Origin of the sequence: Rhodoplanes sp. Z2-YC6860 (assembly GCF_001579845.1) — a bacterium.
GTDB lineage: Bacteria > Pseudomonadota > Alphaproteobacteria > Rhizobiales > Xanthobacteraceae > Z2-YC6860.
In genome coordinates this window covers 4,509,456-4,526,723 of the sequence record NZ_CP007440.1, presented here as the reverse complement: position 1 = coordinate 4,526,723, position 17,268 = coordinate 4,509,456, and the positions used below count along the sequence as shown (strand labels likewise).

15 protein-coding genes are annotated in these 17,268 nt (G+C 64.6%); all 15 read right to left on the bottom strand.

Going from position 1 to position 17,268, the window contains the following annotated elements; translation table 11 throughout:
• Positions 1 to 762: 762 nt before the first annotated feature.
• The 15 genes from RHPLAN_RS21040 to nuoG all read right to left on the bottom strand — a co-directional run bounded on the left by RHPLAN_RS21040 (position 763) and on the right by nuoG (position 17,268).
• The gene (locus RHPLAN_RS21040) at positions 763 to 1,455 is read right to left on the bottom strand and encodes an ABC transporter ATP-binding protein (protein WP_068021540.1); all 693 of its coding nucleotides are present in this window, start codon (positions 1,453 to 1,455) and stop codon (positions 763 to 765) included.
• Positions 1,456 to 1,460: 5 nt separating this feature from the next.
• Complete coding sequence (locus RHPLAN_RS21035) at positions 1,461 to 2,729, bottom strand: lipoprotein-releasing ABC transporter permease subunit (RefSeq protein WP_068021538.1); 1,269 nt, start codon at positions 2,727 to 2,729, stop codon at positions 1,461 to 1,463.
• 84 nt (positions 2,730 to 2,813) lie between these two features.
• Positions 2,814 to 4,136 carry a proline--tRNA ligase gene (gene proS, locus RHPLAN_RS21030; protein WP_068021537.1) on the bottom strand — a complete coding sequence of 441 codons (1,323 nt, stop codon included), beginning with the start codon at positions 4,134 to 4,136 and terminating at the stop codon, positions 2,814 to 2,816.
• A gap of 299 nt (positions 4,137 to 4,435) precedes the next feature.
• Positions 4,436 to 4,708 (bottom strand): DUF1467 family protein, encoded by a 273-nt coding sequence (locus RHPLAN_RS21025; protein WP_068021536.1) that lies wholly within the window; start codon positions 4,706 to 4,708, stop codon positions 4,436 to 4,438.
• A gap of 6 nt (positions 4,709 to 4,714) precedes the next feature.
• Entirely contained in the window at positions 4,715 to 5,119 is a 405-nt protein-coding gene (mce, locus tag RHPLAN_RS21020) for a methylmalonyl-CoA epimerase (RefSeq protein ID WP_068021534.1), read from the bottom strand.
• Between the two features lie 78 nt (positions 5,120 to 5,197).
• Positions 5,198 to 6,868, bottom strand: a complete 1,671-nt coding sequence (locus tag RHPLAN_RS21015) for a ribonuclease J (RefSeq protein WP_068021532.1) — start codon at positions 6,866 to 6,868, stop codon at positions 5,198 to 5,200.
• 6 nt (positions 6,869 to 6,874) lie between these two features.
• Positions 6,875 to 7,624, bottom strand: coding sequence for a biotin--[acetyl-CoA-carboxylase] ligase (locus RHPLAN_RS21010; protein WP_068021531.1), 750 nt, complete (start codon positions 7,622 to 7,624; stop codon positions 6,875 to 6,877).
• Positions 7,624 to 9,048, bottom strand: coding sequence for an NADH-quinone oxidoreductase subunit NuoN (gene nuoN / locus RHPLAN_RS21005; protein ID WP_068021529.1), 1,425 nt, complete (start codon positions 9,046 to 9,048; stop codon positions 7,624 to 7,626). The genes RHPLAN_RS21010 and nuoN overlap by 1 nt, the downstream gene beginning before the upstream one ends.
• A 14-nt stretch (positions 9,049 to 9,062) precedes the next feature.
• Positions 9,063 to 10,568, bottom strand: coding sequence for an NADH-quinone oxidoreductase subunit M (locus RHPLAN_RS21000; RefSeq protein ID WP_068021527.1), 1,506 nt, complete (start codon positions 10,566 to 10,568; stop codon positions 9,063 to 9,065).
• Positions 10,568 to 12,661 carry an NADH-quinone oxidoreductase subunit L gene (gene nuoL / locus RHPLAN_RS20995; RefSeq protein WP_068021525.1) on the bottom strand — a complete coding sequence of 698 codons (2,094 nt, stop codon included), beginning with the start codon at positions 12,659 to 12,661 and terminating at the stop codon, positions 10,568 to 10,570. The genes RHPLAN_RS21000 and nuoL overlap by 1 nt, the downstream gene beginning before the upstream one ends.
• Before the next feature lie 61 nt (positions 12,662 to 12,722).
• The gene (gene nuoK, locus RHPLAN_RS20990; RefSeq protein WP_068021523.1) at positions 12,723 to 13,031 is read right to left on the bottom strand and encodes an NADH-quinone oxidoreductase subunit NuoK; all 309 of its coding nucleotides are present in this window, start codon (positions 13,029 to 13,031) and stop codon (positions 12,723 to 12,725) included.
• Entirely contained in the window at positions 13,028 to 13,642 is a 615-nt protein-coding gene (locus RHPLAN_RS20985) for an NADH-quinone oxidoreductase subunit J (protein WP_068021521.1), read from the bottom strand. Before RHPLAN_RS20985 ends, nuoK begins: the two co-directional genes overlap by 4 nt.
• 13 nt (positions 13,643 to 13,655) lie before the next feature.
• Complete coding sequence (gene nuoI / locus RHPLAN_RS20980; protein WP_068021519.1) at positions 13,656 to 14,144, bottom strand: NADH-quinone oxidoreductase subunit NuoI; 489 nt, start codon at positions 14,142 to 14,144, stop codon at positions 13,656 to 13,658.
• A gap of 4 nt (positions 14,145 to 14,148) precedes the next feature.
• A complete protein-coding gene (gene nuoH, locus RHPLAN_RS20975; RefSeq protein WP_068021517.1) occupies positions 14,149 to 15,183 on the bottom strand; it encodes an NADH-quinone oxidoreductase subunit NuoH in 1,035 nt (344 codons plus the stop codon).
• 3 nt (positions 15,184 to 15,186) lie between these two features.
• Positions 15,187 to 17,268 (bottom strand): NADH-quinone oxidoreductase subunit NuoG, encoded by a 2,082-nt coding sequence (gene nuoG / locus RHPLAN_RS20970; protein WP_068021515.1) that lies wholly within the window; start codon positions 17,266 to 17,268, stop codon positions 15,187 to 15,189.

Here is a 17,268-nt window from a genome sequence, read left to right as displayed (position 1 = left end):
ACGCCCGTGCGTCGTAGCGTGTGGCTTAAAGGGTGCCCAAAACCTGGGCCCAGATGGCAATCATGCCGACGAACAGCGTGATCGACGCGAGAGCGGCAGCTTCTTCGACAACGGCGCGAAACATGATGTCCTCCCTGAACAGAAAGAGAACATAGTTCTTCTTTCGTTCCAGAGTCAAGCGGCACTAGTGGGTCAGTTCGATTTTTTTGAATCCGACAATCGGTATTGGCCCGTTTCCATTGCGAGTGGTCCCTTTTGAAATTGCTCGCTGGCCCCTTTTGACCGGCTGCCGATTCTGAACCCGAGATTAACACCTGCATCCGCAGCGCTACGGATACTCGCCGGACCCATTCCACGGCACCGTTCTGTACATGTCAGATGACACAAAACAGTTCCTCGTGCTCAAGGCCGCCGAGTGCTGGGAGTTCTCCCTGAGGGCTAGGTCGCCTGAAGAAAAAACGCGCTGGGAAGAAATGGCCGATGGGCTCCTTGCTCAAGCACGCAAGCTTGGTGCGGAGGGCAGCAAAAGGAACTGAAATCCAATCTCTTAATCGCGCTGGGATTGCGTCTGAGCCTTGGCGTTGATTGAGGATGGGAGGGGCCGCCTCAGTTGGTGGCCTCTTTCGTTTCTGCCAGTCGTCTACGCCCTGGACGGCGCGTGGCCTTGTCAGCTTCGATCCAAAACTGACCCACTACCCAAGTGGCTATTTTCAGAAACGTACTTGCACCATTTAAGGCTCTGACAATGCTGAGAAAGCCCGCTCAGGGCATCTCGACGATCTGGCCGTCGCGGAGCGTGACGCGGCGGTCCATGCGCGCCGCGATCTCCATGTTGTGGGTGGCCAGCACCACGGTCAGGCCAGACGCCTTGATGAGCTGGGCCAGCGCCTGAAACACGTGATCGGACGTGCGCGGGTCGAGGTTGCCGGTCGGCTCGTCGGCCAGAAGCAGCCGCGGGACGTTCGCGACCGCACGCGCGATGGCAACGCGCTGCTGCTCGCCGCCGGAGAGTTCCGCCGGCCGGTGGGTGAGCCGCTCGCCGAGGCCCAGATAGCTCAGAAGCTCGCTTGCCCGCACATGCGCGTCTTTGCGCGACAGACCGCGCAGCATCTGCGGCAGCATGACGTTTTCGACGGCGGAGAATTCCGGCAGCAAATGGTGCGCCTGGTAGACGAACCCGATCGAGTTCCGGCGCAGCCGCGTGCGGGCTGAGTCCGACAGCGTCGCGGTCGGCTGGCCGTCGAGATAGACCTCGCCGCCGTCTGGGTGCTCCAGAAGACCCGCGACATGCAGCAGCGTCGATTTGCCGACGCCTGAAGGCGCCACCAGCGCCACCGACTGGCCCGGCCAGACCGCGAGTTCGGCGCTCCTCAGAATCTCCAGCGTCGCCTCGCCCTGGTGATAGCGGCGCTCGACCTGATGCAGAAAGATGACCGGGGGTTCCTGTTCGGCCATCGGGCTCACTCGTAACGGAGCGCTTCGACCGGATCGAGGCGCGCCGCGCGCCACGACGGGTAGAGCGTCGCAAGGAGTGAAAGTGCGAGCGCCATCACCACAACGGCTGTGGTCTCGCCGACGTCGAGGTCGGCCGGCAGACGCGACAGGAAGTACATCTCCGGCGGGAACAGATTGCTGCCGCTGAGCCAGGACAGGAACTGCCGGATCGACTCGATGTTCAGGCAGACCAGAAGCCCGACCAGGAAGCCCACAAGGTCGCCGATCACACCGATCGCGGCGCCCGTGATCAGGAAGATCCGCATGATCGAGCCTTGCGTCGCGCCCATGGTCCGCATGATGCCGATGTCGCGGCCCTTGTCCTTGACCAGCATGATCAGGCTCGACGCGATATTGAATGCCGCGACCAGCACGATCAGCGTCAGGATCAGGAACATGACGTTACGCTCGACCTGTAGAGCGCCGAAGAACGTCGCGTTTCGCTGCCGCCAGTCGATCATGAAGATCGGCCGCTTCGCGGCCGCTGTCACAAGTTCGCGGAATCGTCCGATCTGATCGGGATTGTTGGTGTAGACCTCGATCGCCGTGACGTCGCCGTTCCGGTTGAAATAGGCCTGCGCCTCCGGCAGCGGCATGAAGACGAAGGCGGCGTCGTACTCCGACATGCCGATCTCGAACACCGCCGCGATCTTGTAGACCTTGATGCGCGGCGTGGTCCCCATCGGGGTCACGGCGCCGCGCGGCGAGACCAGCGTCACGTTGTCGCCCGCGCGCAGCGTCAGCTGATCGGCGAGCCTGCGGCCGATCACCACAGCTTGGTTCTGATCGAAGCCTTCAAGCGTGCCCTGCACGATGTTCTTGGCGATCGAGCCGAGCCCGACGAGATCCTGGCCGCGGATACCGCGCACCAGCACGCCTGCGGCGTTGAACGGTGACGAAGCGAGCGCCTGCCCTTCGACGATTGGCACCGCCAGCCGCACGCCCTCCACGCCTGCGATGCGCGCGGCGACGGCCTCGAAATCGGTCAGCGGCGATTCCAGCGGCTGCACCAGAAGGTGGCCGTTGAGGCCGAGGATCTTGCCCAGAAGCTCCTTCCGGAAGCCGTTCATCACCGCCATCACGATGATGAGGGTCGCCACCCCCAGCATGATGCCGAGGAACGAGAAGGCAGCAATGATCGAAATGAATCCCTCCTGCCGTCGCGCTCGCAAGTAGCGCAACGACAGCATCCATTCGAACGGGGCAAAAGGCCGTGTCCCGGTTGGTTCGCTCATCAATCCCCTTTGAGAACGGATTTCATCCGATTCTGGCGGTTTCAAGCCAGCACCGGGAGCGCACCCCGCTTAGAAACTCACAGCTTATCGTGTCAGCAGATCGATTGTGGCGGCCGGACTCAGGTTTTCCCGGCTGCCGTCGGCCCGTTTCTTGATTTCGAAGGTGCCCGAAGCGAGACCTTTGGGGCCGATCACGACCTGCCAGGGCACACCGATCAGGTCGGCGGTGGCGAATTTGGAGCCGGGACGCTCGTCGAGATCGTGATAGAGCACGTCGACGCCTTTGGCGGTCAGATCGCGGTAGAGGCTTTCGCACGCCGCATCAGTCGCGCTGTCGCCCTGCTTGAGATTGAGGATCGCCGCCTTGAACGGCGCGACCGGCTCGGGCCAGCGGATGCCGGCGTCATCATGGAACGCTTCGATGATCGCGGCGACAAGTCTGCTCGGCCCGATGCCGTAGGAGCCCATATGCACCGGCTTCTCGACGCCGTCGGGGCCGCTGACCACGGCCTTCATCGGCTCGGAATACTTGGTGCCGAAATAGAAGATGTGACCGACCTCGATGCCGCGGGCCGAGACCTGCTTGTCGGCCGGAATCTGGCCGAAGGCCGCCGCGTCGTGCTTCTCCGACGTCGCCGCATAGAGCGAGGTCCACTTGTCGAACGTCGCCTGGAGGCCCGCGACGTCGTCGAAATTGATGTTCTGATCGGGCACCGGAAAGTCGAGGTAGTCCTTGTGGCAATAGACCTCGGACTCGCCGGTCGAGGCCAGGATGATGAACTCGTGGCTGAGGTTGCCGCCGATCGGACCGGTGTCGGCGACCATCGGGATCGATTTCAGCCCGAGCCGCGCGAAAGTGCGCAAGTAAGCCACGAACATCCTGTTGTAAGCGTGCTTGGCGCCTTCGTAATCGACGTCGAACGAATAGGCGTCCTTCATCAGGAATTCGCGGCCGCGCATCAGGCCGAAGCGCGGGCGCACCTCATCCCGGAATTTCCACTGGATGTGATAGAGGTTCTTCGGCAGGTCCTTGTAGGAGCGCACATAGGACCGGAAGATCTCCGTAATCATCTCCTCGTTGGTCGGCCCATAGAGCATCTCGCGCTCATGGCGGTCCTCGATGCGCAGCATCTCCTTGCCATAGGCCTCATACCGTCCGCTTTCGCGCCAGAGGTCGGCGGACTGGATGGTCGGCATCAACATCTCGATGGCGCCCGCGCGGTTCTGCTCCTCACGGACGATCTGCTCGATCTTGCGCAGCACGCGCAGCCCGAGCGGCAGGAAGGCATAAATACCGGCCGCCTCCTGGCGCATCATGCCGGCCCGCAGCATCAGCCGGTGTGACGCGATCTCGGCCTCCTTCGGCGTCTCGCGCAAAATCGGCAGGAAATAGCGGGACAGGCGCATGGCACTCTCGAGAATCTGGCGGGAAAGCAGGCTGCGCACACAAAGCGGATCGGTCGGGAAAAGACAAGAAGGCCCCGCCCCTCCGGTGCCCATTCATGTTGCAGCGCAGGAATGACAACGCCCAAGCGATGGGCTAGCGTTTGTCCGTCTGTACGGGGTACCGACGATTTCGGCCCTCGTCTCGGGAGGAAAAGCCAAAAGCGCGAATGCGCCGCCACCGACTGTGTAGCGAGTGTCGGGGCTAACATGTGACTTAAGGCTTTTCGAGCAGGGCTTTGACCCTGCTCTATTTTTTTGGATCACAGCTTGAATTCGGGCAGTCCCATGAGCCTCGCCAGGTCGTCGAGGCTGAGAAGGCCCTTGAGATAGACAAAAGCCAGGACCGCAAACACCACGGTCGCGACCACGGTGGTCCAGAGGAGTTTTGCCCACACCCGCGCCATTCGCGGCGCGCCAGGGTCGGAACCCGGAACGCCCTCCTCGCCATGCTCCTTCACGCCCCAGGGCAGCACGGCGAACAGCACGATCCACCAGATCAGGAAATAGATCGCGATTCCGGTGGAGATTCCCATATCTCGTCAGGCCTGCTCGAGTTCGACCAGCGTGCCGCAGAAGTCCTTGGGGTGCAGGAACAGCACGGGCTTGTCATGCGCGCCGATCTTGGGCGTGCCGTCGCCGAGCACGCGCGCACCCTCGGCCTTGAGCCTGTCACGCGCAGCAAGAATATCGTCCACCTCGTAGCAGACGTGGTGGATGCCGCCGTCGGGATTGCGCTCCAGGAACTTGGCGATCGGCGAGTCCGTGCCGAGCGGCTCGAGGAGCTCGATCTTGGTGTTGGGCAGGGTGATGAACACCGTGTTCACGCCATGGGCCGGCTGCGGCACCACGGCCGACACCGTGGCGCCGAGCGTCTTGCGGTAGACGTCCGAGGCCTTGGCGATGTCGCGGACCGCAATGGCGACGTGGTTCAGTCGTCCGATCATGAGGCTCTCCTGCAGCCCGGCTGGCCATCCATACCGGGCCCGGGCGGCCGCGGCTAGCGGCCCAGACCTGCGCTCCCCTCAAACCGTCAGGACGTGCACCGTGACGTTTGGTTTCTTGCGCCAGTGCGAGCTGATCGCGGCCCGCACGCTCCGCCGGATCGCCTCGGCGACAGAGTCCGGATCGCGACGGCGCGGCCGCGGCAGACTGTCGAAGGTCTCCAGCACGGCGTCGGCGGCGACCTGAAACATCTGAGAGCCGTCGGCGGTGGTTTCCGGCACGCCGAGCAGCTCCAACTCGGGATCGGCGACGAGCTGGCCTTTGTCGTCGATGGCGAGCGACACCATGACCATGCCAGAAAACGCCATGCGTTTGCGCTCGGCCACCGTGCGGGTCTCGGCCGGGATCACCAGCGCGCCATCCTTGTAGAACCGGCCGGCCGGCACTTCGTCGATGATCTCGGGCCGCCCCGGCGCGAGGCGCACCAGATCCCCGTTGCGGCACTGAAGCGTGTTGGCGCCAAGCTTTCGCGCCAGACCCTCATGCTCGGCGAGATGCAGTGACTCGCCGTGCACCGGGATCACGGTCTGCGGCTTGACCCAGCCGATCATCTCCTCGAGTTCGGCGCGGCGCGGATGGCCAGAGACATGAACCAGATGCGTCCGGTCGGTGATGACCTCGACGCCCTGGTCGATCAAGCCGTTGATGACGCGGCCGATGGCCTTCTCGTTGCCGGGAATGGGCCGCGACGAGAAGATCACACGGTCGCCCCGCGACAGCGCCACCTCGGGATGCTCATCGGCAGCGATGCGGGCCAGTGCGGCACGAGACTCGCCCTGGCTGCCGGTGCACAGCGCCACCACCTTGTCGGGCGGCAGATGGCCGTAGACGTCCATGCCGCGGAACGGCTGCACGCCTTCGAGGTAGCCGGTCTCGCGCGCCACGCCGATCACGCGATCCATGGCGCGGCCAACCACCACGACCTCGCGCTCGGCCCGGCGCGCGGCATCGGCCACGGCGCGGATGCGCCCCACATTGGAGGCGAAGGTGGTGACGGCGACGCGCTGCCGCGAGCTCTCGATCAGCTTGGCAAGCTCGGCCGCAACGGCCGTTTCGGACGGCGAGCGGCCGTCTCGAACCGCGTTGGTGGAATCGCCGATCAGCACGAGACAGCCTTCGTCGCCGAGCGCGCGGAGCTTGGCCTCGTCGGTCGGAGGGCCGACCACGGGCGTCGGATCGATCTTCCAATCGCCGGTGTGCAGCACGTTGCCGAACGGCGTGCGGATGATCAGCGCATTGGATTCCGGGATCGAATGGGCGACCGAGCAGAGCTCGATGTCGAATGGCCCGATGTTGAAGCGCGAGCCGAGCGCGATCTCCTTCACCGGGATTTCCGGCGCCATGGTCTCGCCGGCAAGCTTGGCCTCGAACAGCGACGCGGTGAACGGCGTCGCGTAGATCGGCACCTTGAGCTTCGGCCAGAGGTCCATCAATGCGCCGAAATGGTCCTCATGCGCGTGCGTCAGCACGATGCCGGCGATGTTTTTGCGCTCCTCGATGAGATAGCGGATGTCGGGCAGCACCAGGTCGACGCCCGGAAGGTTTTCCTCCTGGGCAAACGACACGCCGACATCGACGATCAGCCAGGTGCGTTTGCGCGCATCGCCGAGTCCATAGATCGACAGATTCATGCCGATCTCGCCGACGCCGCCGAGTGGCGCGAACACAAGCTCGCCCTGCGGACCGGCCATTCCTTGCTACCTCGCCGTTATGTGGACGTCGCCCGCCGCCACGGCCCGCATTGTTCCATCGGGCAGGCGCAGAACCAAGCGGCCGCTGGCGTCCATCCCCTCGAAAAGGCCTGCGATCTCGCCGTCCGCGGTCTTCACGCGGACCGGCTTGCCCATGCCCGCGGCGCCCGCGAGCCAGTCGGTGCGGATCGCGGCGAAGCCCGCGCCGCGGTCCCACTGCGCAAGCCGCACGGCCATTGCGGCCGACAGATGCGCGAACAGGCTCTCCGGCGTGGCGCGGACGCCGGCGGCGGCGAGGTCCGTTGCCGGATATTCGGTGCCGTCCGGGTGATGCGCACAGTTCACGCCGATGCCGATGACGACCGTCGCCCCCTCGCCCTCGATCAGGATGCCGGCGAACTTGTTGCGGTCGATCAGGAGATCATTGGGCCATTTCAGCGCCACGCGGCCCGCGAGCCCGGGGATGCGGGCCGTGACCGCGTCGTGCAGGGCGAGCGCTGCGACAAAGGAAAGCTCGGGGAAGCGATCGGGCGTCGATGGGTCCGAGAGCAGCAGGCTCGCATAGAGATTGCCGGCCTCCGACACCCAGGTGCGTCCGCGGCGGCCGCGGCCCGCGGTCTGTCGCTGCGCCGTGATCCAGAGCGGCGAGCGTTCGCCCGTGCGCCCAAGCCGCAACGCCTCTTCGTTGGTCGAGCCGATCGTGTCGTGGGTGATGAGCCGAGCCCCGGCCGCCGCAGCCGTGGGATCGAGCTGCATCAGAATAGCGACCTCGCCGCAGCCGTGGCAGCGTTGACGATCGGAGCAGCCAGGAAGGCGAACAGGAGATTGAACAGCCCGCCGACCGCGATGATGGCCTTGAGCGAGACCGGAATCGGCGTGAAGGCCGGCGCGGCCTCATCGAAGTACATCGTCTTGACGATCCGCAGATAGTAGTAGGCGCCGACCACGCTGGTGACCACGCCGATCACAGCCAGCATGTAGAGGCCGGCTTTGATCGCGCCGAGGAACACGTAGTACTTGGCGAAGAAGCCCGCGAGCGGCGGAATGCCGGCGAGCGAGAACATCAGCAGCCCGAGGAAGAACGCCAGCGCCGGATTGCTGCGCGCGAGTCCCGAGAGGTCCGCGATCTGTTCGACCGCCTGGCCATCGCGGCGCATCGCCAGGATGACGCCGAATGTGCCGACCGTCATGGTGAGATAGATCGCGAGATAGACCAGCACGCCCTGGACGCCCTCGGCGGTGCCGGCGGCGAGCCCGACCAGCGCGAAGCCCATGTGACCGATCGACGAATAGGCCATCAGCCGCTTGATGTTGGTCTGGCCGATGGCGGCGAACGAGCCGAGCGCCATCGAGGCGATCGAGACGAACACCACGATCTGCTGCCATTGCACGGTGATCGCCGGGAACGCGCTGATGGTGGCGCGGGCGAAGATCGCCATGGCGGCGATCTTCGGCGCGGAGGCAAAGAACGCCGTGACCGGCGTCGGCGCACCCTCGTAGACGTCGGGCGTCCACATGTGGAACGGCACCGCCGAGACCTTGAAGCAGAAGCCCGCGAACAGGAACACCAGGCCGAACACAAGGCCGACGCCGCCCTCGCCCGAGGCCTTGGCAATGCCGGCGAACGAGATGTTGCCGGTGAAACCGTAGATCAGCGAGCAGCCATAGAGCAGCATGCCGGACGACAGCGCGCCGAGCACGAAATACTTCAAGCCCGCTTCGGTCGACTTCACGTTGTCTCGCGCCGAGGCCGCGACGACGTAGAGCGCGAGGCTCATGGTCTCCAGCCCGAGATAGAGCGCGATCAGGTCGCCGGCCGAGATCAGCATGCCCATGCCGACGGTGGACAGCACGATCAGCACCGAGAACTCGAACTTCTCCTGCTTCTCGACCGCCATGTAGTCGAGCGACATGATGATGGCGAAGGCCGAGCCGATATAGGTCAGGATCTTCAGAAATCGCGCGAAGTCGTCGACGATGAAGCTGCCGCCGAACAGCTTGCCGTTCGGCACCATGACGACTGCGAAGGCCGCGGCGATCAGAAGAACGACGGCGCCGAAATTGACGAGCGAGGTGCTGTTCTGCCGGTAGGCGCCGAGCATGAGAAGCGCCATGGCGCCGATCGCCAGGATCAGTTCCGGCACAATCGGCCCAAGCGAGGCAAGCGGGACAGGGTTCATCGGCTAAAGCCTCATCACTTGGTCAGCGCCGCGGCTTTCGCCGGGGCAAGCGCCTGCTGATAGCCGTCGAGCAGCGCATTCACGGATGCCGCCGACACGTCGAGTACGGGCTTTGGATAGAAGCCGAGCAAGAGCGTCATCACGATCAGCGGCACGAACACCACGATCTCGCGCCAGCCCATGTCGGTGATGTTGGCGAGGCTCGGCTTGTCGAGTTTGCCGAGAACCACCTTGCGATAAAGCCAGAGTGCGTAGCAGGCCGACAGGATGACGCCGAGCGTGGCGAGCGTTCCCACCACGACGTTGACCCGGAAGGTGCCGAGCAGCGTCAGGAATTCGCCGATGAAGCCCGAGGTGCCCGGAAGGCCGACGTTGGCCATCGTAAACACCAGGAACACCACGGCATAGACCGGCATGCGGTTGACGAGGCCGCCATACGTGGCGATTTCGCGGCTGTGCATGCGGTCGTAGACCACGCCGACGCAGAGGAAGAGCGCGGCCGAAACCACGCCGTGCGACACCATCTGGAAGATGCCACCCGAGACGCCCTGCGACGTCGCGGCGAAGATGCCCATTGTCACGAAGCCCATGTGGGCGACCGACGAATAGGCGATCAGCTTCTTCATGTCCTCTTGCACCAGCGCGACCAGCGAGGTGTAGACGATGGCGATCACCGACAGCGTGAACACGAACGGCGCGAAATCCGCCGAGGCGTGCGGGAACATCGGCAGCGAGAAACGCAGGAAGCCGTAGCCGCCCATCTTCAGGAGGATCGCGGCCAGAACGACCGAACCCGCGGTCGGCGCCTCGACGTGGGCGTCCGGCAGCCAAGTGTGCACCGGCCACATCGGCATCTTCACGGCGAACGAGGCGAAGAACGCAAACCACAGCCACGGCTGCATGTCGCGCGGGAAGTTGTGATGCAGCAGCACCGTGATGTCGGTGGTGCCCGACTGCCAGTACATCGCCATGATGGCGAGCAGCATCAGCACCGAGCCAAGCAGCGTGTAGAGGAAGAACTTGAAGCTCGCATAGACCCGGCGGGGGCCGCCCCACACGCCGATGATCAGGAACATCGGAATGAGGCCGCCCTCGAAGAACAGATAGAACAGCACGAGGTCGAGCGCCGAGAAGGTGCCGACCATCAAGGTCTCCAGCACCAGGAACGCGATCATGTATTCCTTGACGCGGACCTTGATGGCGCGCCAGCTCGCCAGGATGCAGAGTGGCATGATCGCGGTGGTCAGGATCACGAGCGGCAGCGAAATGCCGTCGACGCCCATGTGGTAGGTGGCGAAGCCGCCGAGCCACGGATGCTTTTCGACAAACTGGAACTCCGAGGAGCCCATGTCGAAGCGCCAGATCAGGATCAGCGACACCGCGAACACGATCAGCGTGGTCCACAGCGCGACCCAGCGCGCGTTGCGGTCGCCCGCCGCGTCCTGGCGCAGCGTCATGAGGAACAGCGCGCCGACGAGCGGCAGGAATGTCGTGAGAGAAAGAACCGGCCAGCTCGCCATCAGTGCACCCCGCCGCCGGAGAACATGAACCAGGTGATCAGCGCAGCCGCGCCAATCAGCATGGCGAAGGCGTAGTGGTAGAGGTAGCCGGTCTGCAGCCGGACCACACTGCGGGTGATGTCGAGCACGCGCGCCGAGACGCCGTCGGGGCCGAGCCTGTCGATCATGAAGCCGTCGCCGCCCTTCCAGAACACGCGGCCGACCCAGAGCGCAGGCCGCACGAAGATGCGGTCATAGAGCTCGTCGAAGTACCACTTGTTGAGCAGGAACTGGTACAGCCAGGCGTGCTGCCTGGCGAGGTTTTCGGCGATCTCGGTGCGATAAAGATACATGTAGGCCGAGATGCCCCAGCCGAGTGCCATCATAACGGTCGGCAGGTACGCCACCGTCCACGGCACATGGTGCATGGCCTCGAGGATTTCGCCCTGCTTCAGCGACTCGCGGAAGAATTCGTGAGTCTCGTGGCCGGCGAAGAATTCCTTGAACGCGAAGCCCGCGGCGATCGAGCCGATCGCCAGCACGGCAAGCGGAATCAGGATCACCGGCGGGCTCTCTTGCGCCGCCTCGTAGTGATGCTCGTCGTGGGGCGTGCCGTGGAAGGTTTTGTAGATCAGCCGCCACGAATAGAACGCCGTGAGGCCGGCCGCCACGACGGTCATCGCGAAGGCATAGATCGCGAATGGGTTCTTGCCGGAGAACGCCGCCTCGATGATGGCGTCCTTGGAGAAGTAGCCGGCGGTGAACGGGAAGCCGGTGAGCGCCAAGGTGCCGATCACCATCGTCCAGTAGGTGAACGGGATCTTCTTGCGAAGCCCGCCCATGTTGCGGATGTCCTGCTCGTGATGCATCGCCATGATCACGGAGCCAGAGCCTAAGAACAGCAGCGCCTTGAAGAAGGCGTGGGTGAACAGGTGGAACATGCCGACCGAATAGGCGCCGACGCCCATGGCGACGAACATGTAGCCGAGCTGCGAGCAGGTCGAATACGCGACGATGCGCTTGATGTCGTTCTGCACGAGGCCGACGGTCGCGGCGAAGAACGCCGTGGTGGCGCCGACCAGCGTGACGACCGCCGAGGCGTTCGGCGCGAGCTCGAACAACGGCGACAGCCGCGCCACCATGAACACGCCGGCCGTGACCATGGTGGCGGCGTGAATGAGCGCCGACACCGGGGTCGGGCCTTCCATGGCGTCCGGTAGCCAAGTGTGCAGCAGGAACTGCGCCGACTTGCCCATCGCTCCCATGAACAGCAGCAGGCAGATCAGGGTCAGCGCATCGGCATGCCAGCCGAAGAAGTTGATGGTCTTGCCGGCCAGCGCCGGCGCCTGGGTGAACACCGTGTCGAGGTCGATCGACCTCGTCATCATGAACACGGCGAAGATGCCGAGCGCGAAGCCGAAATCACCCACGCGGTTGACGACGAAGGCTTTGATGGCGGCCGCGTTGGCCTCGGGCTTGTGGTACCAGAAGCCGATCAAGAGATAGCTCGCGAGACCCACGCCCTCCCAGCCGAAGAACAGCTGGGCGAGGTTGTCGGACGTCACCAGCGCGAGCATCGCGAAGGTGAACAGCGACAGGTAGGCGAAGAACCGCGGCCGGTACGGGTCTTCGTTCATGTAGCCGATCGAATAGAGGTGCACGAGCGCCGAGACGGTCGTCACCACGATCAGCATGACGGCGGTGAGCGTATCGATGCGCAGCGCCCAGTCGACCTTGAGATCGGCCGAGATGATCCAGGTGAACAGCGTGATGCGCTCGTCCTGATGACCGAAGCCCACCTTGAAGAACGTGATCCAGGCGAGCACCGCCGCGATCATCAGGAACGAGGTGGTGATGATCTCGGCCGCGCGTGAGCCGGCGGCCGGCGGCTCGACCGGGCCATGGCCATGGTCGTCATGAGCGCCAGGTTCGTGATGGCTTTCGTGGATGACCCCATGCGGCTCGTTGACGTGAACGGTGCTGCCATGAGCCGGGGCATGATGGTCGTCGTCAGACGGCTCGGCGCCGGGAAAACGGCCGCGGGCGCCGACCAGCGCAATGGCGCCGGCCAGGATGAAGCCGAGCAACGGCAGGAAAACGATTGCCGGGATCATGCTTGCTCCTGGCGCATGATCTCAACCGAAAACCGGTTCCCTCTTTTCGGGATCATGCGCGTCAGCCCTTCATCAGATTGATGTCTTCAACCGCGATCGAGCCGCGGTTGCGGAAGTAGACCACCAGGATGGCAAGGCCGATGGCGGCCTCGGCGGCGGCCACCGTCAGCACCAGCAGCGCGAACACCTGGCCCATCAGGTCGCCGATATGGGTCGAGAACGCGACAAAGTTGATGTTGACGGCGAGCAGGATCAACTCGATCGACATCAGGATGATGATGACGTTCTTCCGATTGAGGAAGATGCCGAAGATGCCGACCGTGAACAGGATCGCGGCAACCGCGAGGTAATGGCCGAGCCCAATTGTCATGATTGAAGCCCCTGCCCCGACTGAACCTTCACGACCTCGATCGCCGTCGCGGGGTTACGCGCCACCTGATCGGAGATGTTCTGCCGCTTGACGTTCGGCTTGTGGCGAAGCGTCAGCACGATGGCGCCGATCATGGCGATCAGCAGCACGATGCCGGCTGCCTGGAAGTAATAGATGTAGTCGGTGTAGAGCACCCGGCCGAGCGCCTCGGTGTTGGTGATGGTGGTCGGAATCGGCGACGGAATGCCCTGCGGCACCGCCGGCCGGATCACCCAGGCGGCGCCGACCGCGACGAGCTCGGCCATGAAGATGAAGCCGACCACGAAGCCGATCGGCAGATACTGCAGGATGCCCTGACGCAGCTCGGCGAAATCGACGTCGAGCATCATGACGACGAACAGGAACAGCACCGCGACCGCGCCGACATAGACCACGATCAGGATCATCGCCAGGAACTCGGCGCCCATCAGCACGAACAGGCCCGAGGCGTTGACGAAGGCGAGGATCAGATAGAGCACCGAGTGCACCGGGTTCCGCGACGCGATCACCATTACGGCGGACGCGATGCAGACGAGCGCGAAGAGGTAGAAGAACAGCGCGGGAAGGATCATCGCTCGCCCACCCTCACCGGTACGGCGCGTCGAGCGCGATGTTCTTCGCGATCTCGCGCTCCCAACGGTCGCCGTTCGCGAGCAGCTTTTCCTTGTCGTAGTAGAGCTCTTCGCGGGTCTCGGTGGCGAACTCGAAGTTCGGGCCCTCGACGATGGCGTCGACCGGGCAGGCCTCCTGGCACAGCCCGCAATAGATGCACTTCACCATGTCGATGTCGTAGCGCGTCGTGCGCCGCGTGCCGTCGTTACGGCGAGGCCCGGCCTCGATGGTGATGGCCTGCGCCGGACAGATCGCCTCGCACAGCTTGCAGGCGATGCAGCGCTCCTCGCCGTTCGGATAGCGGCGCAGCGCATGCTCGCCGCGGAAGCGCGGCGAGATCGGGCCCTTCTCGAACGGATAGTTCAGCGTCGCCTTCGGCTTGAAGAAATAGCGCATGCCGAGGAAGAACGCCGAGACGAACTCCTGCAGGAATATCGAGCGGGCAGCCTGATCGAGCCTCATCGTCTTACCCCTTCGGCGCCAGATGGCCGAACTGCAGCACGGCCGCGACGATCACCACCATCGCGAGCGACAGCGGCAGGAACACTTTCCAGCCAAGCCGCATCAGCTGGTCGTAGCGGTAGCGCGGCACGATCGCCTTCACCATGGCGAACATGAAGAACATGAACAGCGCCTTGAGCGCGAACCAGACGATGCCCGGCACCCAGGTGAACGGCACGACCGGGACCGGCGGCAGCCAGCCGCCGAGAAACAGGATCGTCCCCATCGCGCACATGGTGGCGATGGCGACGTATTCGCCGAGCATGAACATCATGTACGGCGTCGAGCCGTATTCGACCATGAAGCCGGCGACGAGTTCGGACTCCGCCTCGACCAGATCGAACGGCGGGCGGTTGGTCTCGGCCAGCGCCGAGACGAAGAACACGCCGAACATCGGCAACAGCGGCAGCCAGTACCAGCCAAGCAGTCCGAAGCGGGTGTCTTGCGCCGCCACGATCGCGGAGAGGTTCAGCGAGCCCGCGCAGAGCAGCACCGTGATGATGACGAAGCCGATCGAGACTTCGTAGGACACCATCTGGGCTGCGGAGCGGAGCGCGGCGAGGAACGGATATTTCGAGTTCGACGCCCAGCCGGCCATGATCACGCCGTAGACCCCGAGCGACGAGATCGCGAAGATGTAGAGCACGCCCACATTGATGTTGGCGATCACCCAGCCGGCGCTGACCGGCATCACGGCCCAGGCGGCAAGCGCCAGCGTGCAGGTGACGAGCGGCGCAAGCAGGAACACGCCCTTGTTGGCGCCGGCCGGAATGGTCGGCTCCTTGAACACGAACTTCAGAAGGTCGGCGAAGGATTGGAACAGGCCCCAGGGCCCGACCACGTTGGGGCCGCGGCGGATCTGCACCGCCGCCCAGATCTTGCGGTCGGCGAGCAGCACGTAGGCGATCGAAACCAGCAGCACCACGAGCAGCAGCAGCGATTCCGCGACGATGATGATCAGCGGCCAGAGATAATCGGTCCAGAGTTCGGCGAAGGTCATGGTCTACTCCGCCGCGGTCATGGACAGCCGCGCTTCGGCGAGGGCCGAGCACTCGGCCATGGTGGCCGACGCGCGCGCGATGGGGTTGGTGAGGTAGAAATCCTCGATCGTGGTGGCAAACGGCGCCTTGTCGACCGCGCCGCCGACCGTCGAAAGCTGCCGCACGTCGGCGGGCCCGCCCGGCATGATCTGGCCGATGCGTTGGAGCTGCGGCTTGTCCTTGAACAGCGTCTGGCGAAGCGCGGTGAGCGAGTCATAGGGAAGTTTCACGCCGAGCACGTCGGACAGTGCGCGGAAGATCGCCCAGTCCTCGCGCGCTTCGCCCGGCGGGAAGGTCGCGCGGCTCGACATCTGCACCCGGCCTTCGGTGTTGACGTAGATGCCGGATTTTTCCGGATAGGCCGCGCCCGGCAGGATGACGTCGGCGCGATGCGCGCCGTTGTCGCCGTGGCTGCCGATATAGACGACGAAAGCGCCGGACGGCACGTCGATCTCGTCGGCGCCCAGGAGGAACAGCACGTCGAGTGCATTGGACTTGGCCATGGCGGCGGCGTTCAAGCCGCCCTCACCCGGCACCAGGCCCAGCTCCATCGCGCCCACGCGCGACGCCGCATGGTGCAGCATGCAGAAGCCGTTCCAGCCTTCTTTCACGGCACCGAGCTCGATCGCGGCCTTGGCTGCGAGCGCCGCGACCGCAGCACCATCGGGCCGCGTCAGCACGCCAGAGCCGACGATGACGAGCGGATGCTCCGCGCCCTTCAGCGTTTCGGCGAACTTCACATTGCCGGCGGCGAGTTCGGACAGCGTCTCTGGGCCGGCGCCGAGATAATCGTAGCTGTAGGTGAGATCGATGCGCTCGCCGATGACGCCGACCGGAAATTTGCCGGCGCGCCAGCGCTTGCGAATGCGGGCGTTCATGACGGCCGCTTCGCGGCGCGGATTGCAGCCGATCAGCAGCAGAGCGTCGGCACGTTCGATGCCGGCGAGCGTCGCATTGAACAGGTACGACGCGCGTCCCAGCTCCGGATCGATCGCGGCCCCGTCCTGGCGGGCGTCGATGTTCTTCGAGCTGAGCCGTGTCATCAGGTCCTTCAGCGCGTACATCTCCTCGACCGCAGCGAGGTCGCCGGCGATCGCGCCGACCCGGTCGGGGCTCGTGCCCTTCACCTTGGCGGCGATCGCGGCAAAGGCCTGCGGCCAGGTCGCCGGCAGCAGCCGGCCCTGCTCGCGGATATAGGGCTGGTCGAGGCGCTGCGCGCGCAAGCCATCGACCACATGGCGGGTCTTGTCGGAGATCCACTCCTCGTTCACGTCGTCATTGGTGCGCGGCAGGATGCGCATCACCTCGCGGCCGCGGCTGTCGACGCGGATCGCCGAGCCCACCGCGTCCATCACGTCGATGGTCTCGGTCTTGGCGAGCTCCCAGGGACGCGCCGAGAACGCGTAAGGCTTCGAGGTCAGCGCGCCGACCGGGCAGAGATCGACGACGTTGCCCTGCAGCTCCGACGACATCGCGTGCTCGAGATAAGTCGTGATCTCCATGTCCTCGCCGCGGCCGATCGCGCCGAGCTCCGGCACGCCCGCGACCTCGGCGGAGAAACGGATGCACCGCGTGCAGTGGATGCAGCGGTTCATGATCGTCTTCACCAGCGGGCCGATATACTTGTCTTCGACCGCGCGCTTGTTCTCGTGATAGCGGCTGCTATCGACGCCGTAGGCCATGGCCTGGTCTTGCAGATCGCATTCGCCGCCCTGATCGCAGATCGGGCAATCCAGCGGATGATTGATCAGCAGGAATTCCATCACGCCTTCGCGCGCCTTGCGCACCATCGGCGTCTTGGTGTTGACGACCGGCGGCTCGCCGTTTGGGCCTGGACGACAATCGCGTACGGCCCAGGCGCAGCTCGCGACCGGCTTCGGCGAGCCTTTCAACTCCACGAGGCACATGCGGCAGTTGCCGGCGATCGACAGCCGTTCGTGGAAACAGAAGCGCGGGATCTCCGCGCCGGCGGTTTCCGCCGCCTGGAGCAGCGTGAACTCCGGCGGGACGTCGACTTCAGTGCCGTCGATGACGATTTTGGCCAT

Bases quoted from the DNA above. Each gene is read 5' to 3' on its own strand.
- nuoI (WP_068021519.1), bottom strand. From the start codon at position 14,144: ATGAGGCTCGATCAGGCTGCCCGCTCGATATTCCTGCAGGAGTTCGTC.
- RHPLAN_RS21010 (WP_068021531.1), bottom strand. From the start codon at position 7,624: ATGCAGCTCGATCCCACGGCTGCGGCGGCCGGGGCTCGGCTCATCACC.
- mce (WP_068021534.1), bottom strand. From the start codon at position 5,119: ATGATCGGACGACTGAACCACGTCGCCATTGCGGTCCGCGACATCGCC.
- RHPLAN_RS21000 (WP_068021527.1), bottom strand. From the start codon at position 10,568: ATGGCGAGCTGGCCGGTTCTTTCTCTCACGACATTCCTGCCGCTCGTC.
- RHPLAN_RS21035 (WP_068021538.1), bottom strand. From the start codon at position 2,729: ATGAGCGAACCAACCGGGACACGGCCTTTTGCCCCGTTCGAATGGATG.
- RHPLAN_RS21015 (WP_068021532.1), bottom strand. From the start codon at position 6,868: ATGGCCGGTCCGCAGGGCGAGCTTGTGTTCGCGCCACTCGGCGGCGTC.
- proS (WP_068021537.1), bottom strand. From the start codon at position 4,136: ATGCGCCTGTCCCGCTATTTCCTGCCGATTTTGCGCGAGACGCCGAAG.
- RHPLAN_RS21025 (WP_068021536.1), bottom strand. From the start codon at position 4,708: ATGGGAATCTCCACCGGAATCGCGATCTATTTCCTGATCTGGTGGATC.
- nuoK (WP_068021523.1), bottom strand. From the start codon at position 13,031: ATGACAATTGGGCTCGGCCATTACCTCGCGGTTGCCGCGATCCTGTTC.
- nuoL (WP_068021525.1), bottom strand. From the start codon at position 12,661: ATGATCCCGGCAATCGTTTTCCTGCCGTTGCTCGGCTTCATCCTGGCC.
- nuoN (WP_068021529.1), bottom strand. From the start codon at position 9,048: ATGAACCCTGTCCCGCTTGCCTCGCTTGGGCCGATTGTGCCGGAACTG.
- RHPLAN_RS21040 (WP_068021540.1), bottom strand. From the start codon at position 1,455: ATGGCCGAACAGGAACCCCCGGTCATCTTTCTGCATCAGGTCGAGCGC.
- nuoG (WP_068021515.1), bottom strand. From the start codon at position 17,268: ATGGCCAAAATCGTCATCGACGGCACTGAAGTCGACGTCCCGCCGGAG.
- RHPLAN_RS20985 (WP_068021521.1), bottom strand. From the start codon at position 13,642: ATGATCCTTCCCGCGCTGTTCTTCTACCTCTTCGCGCTCGTCTGCATC.
- nuoH (WP_068021517.1), bottom strand. From the start codon at position 15,183: ATGACCTTCGCCGAACTCTGGACCGATTATCTCTGGCCGCTGATCATC.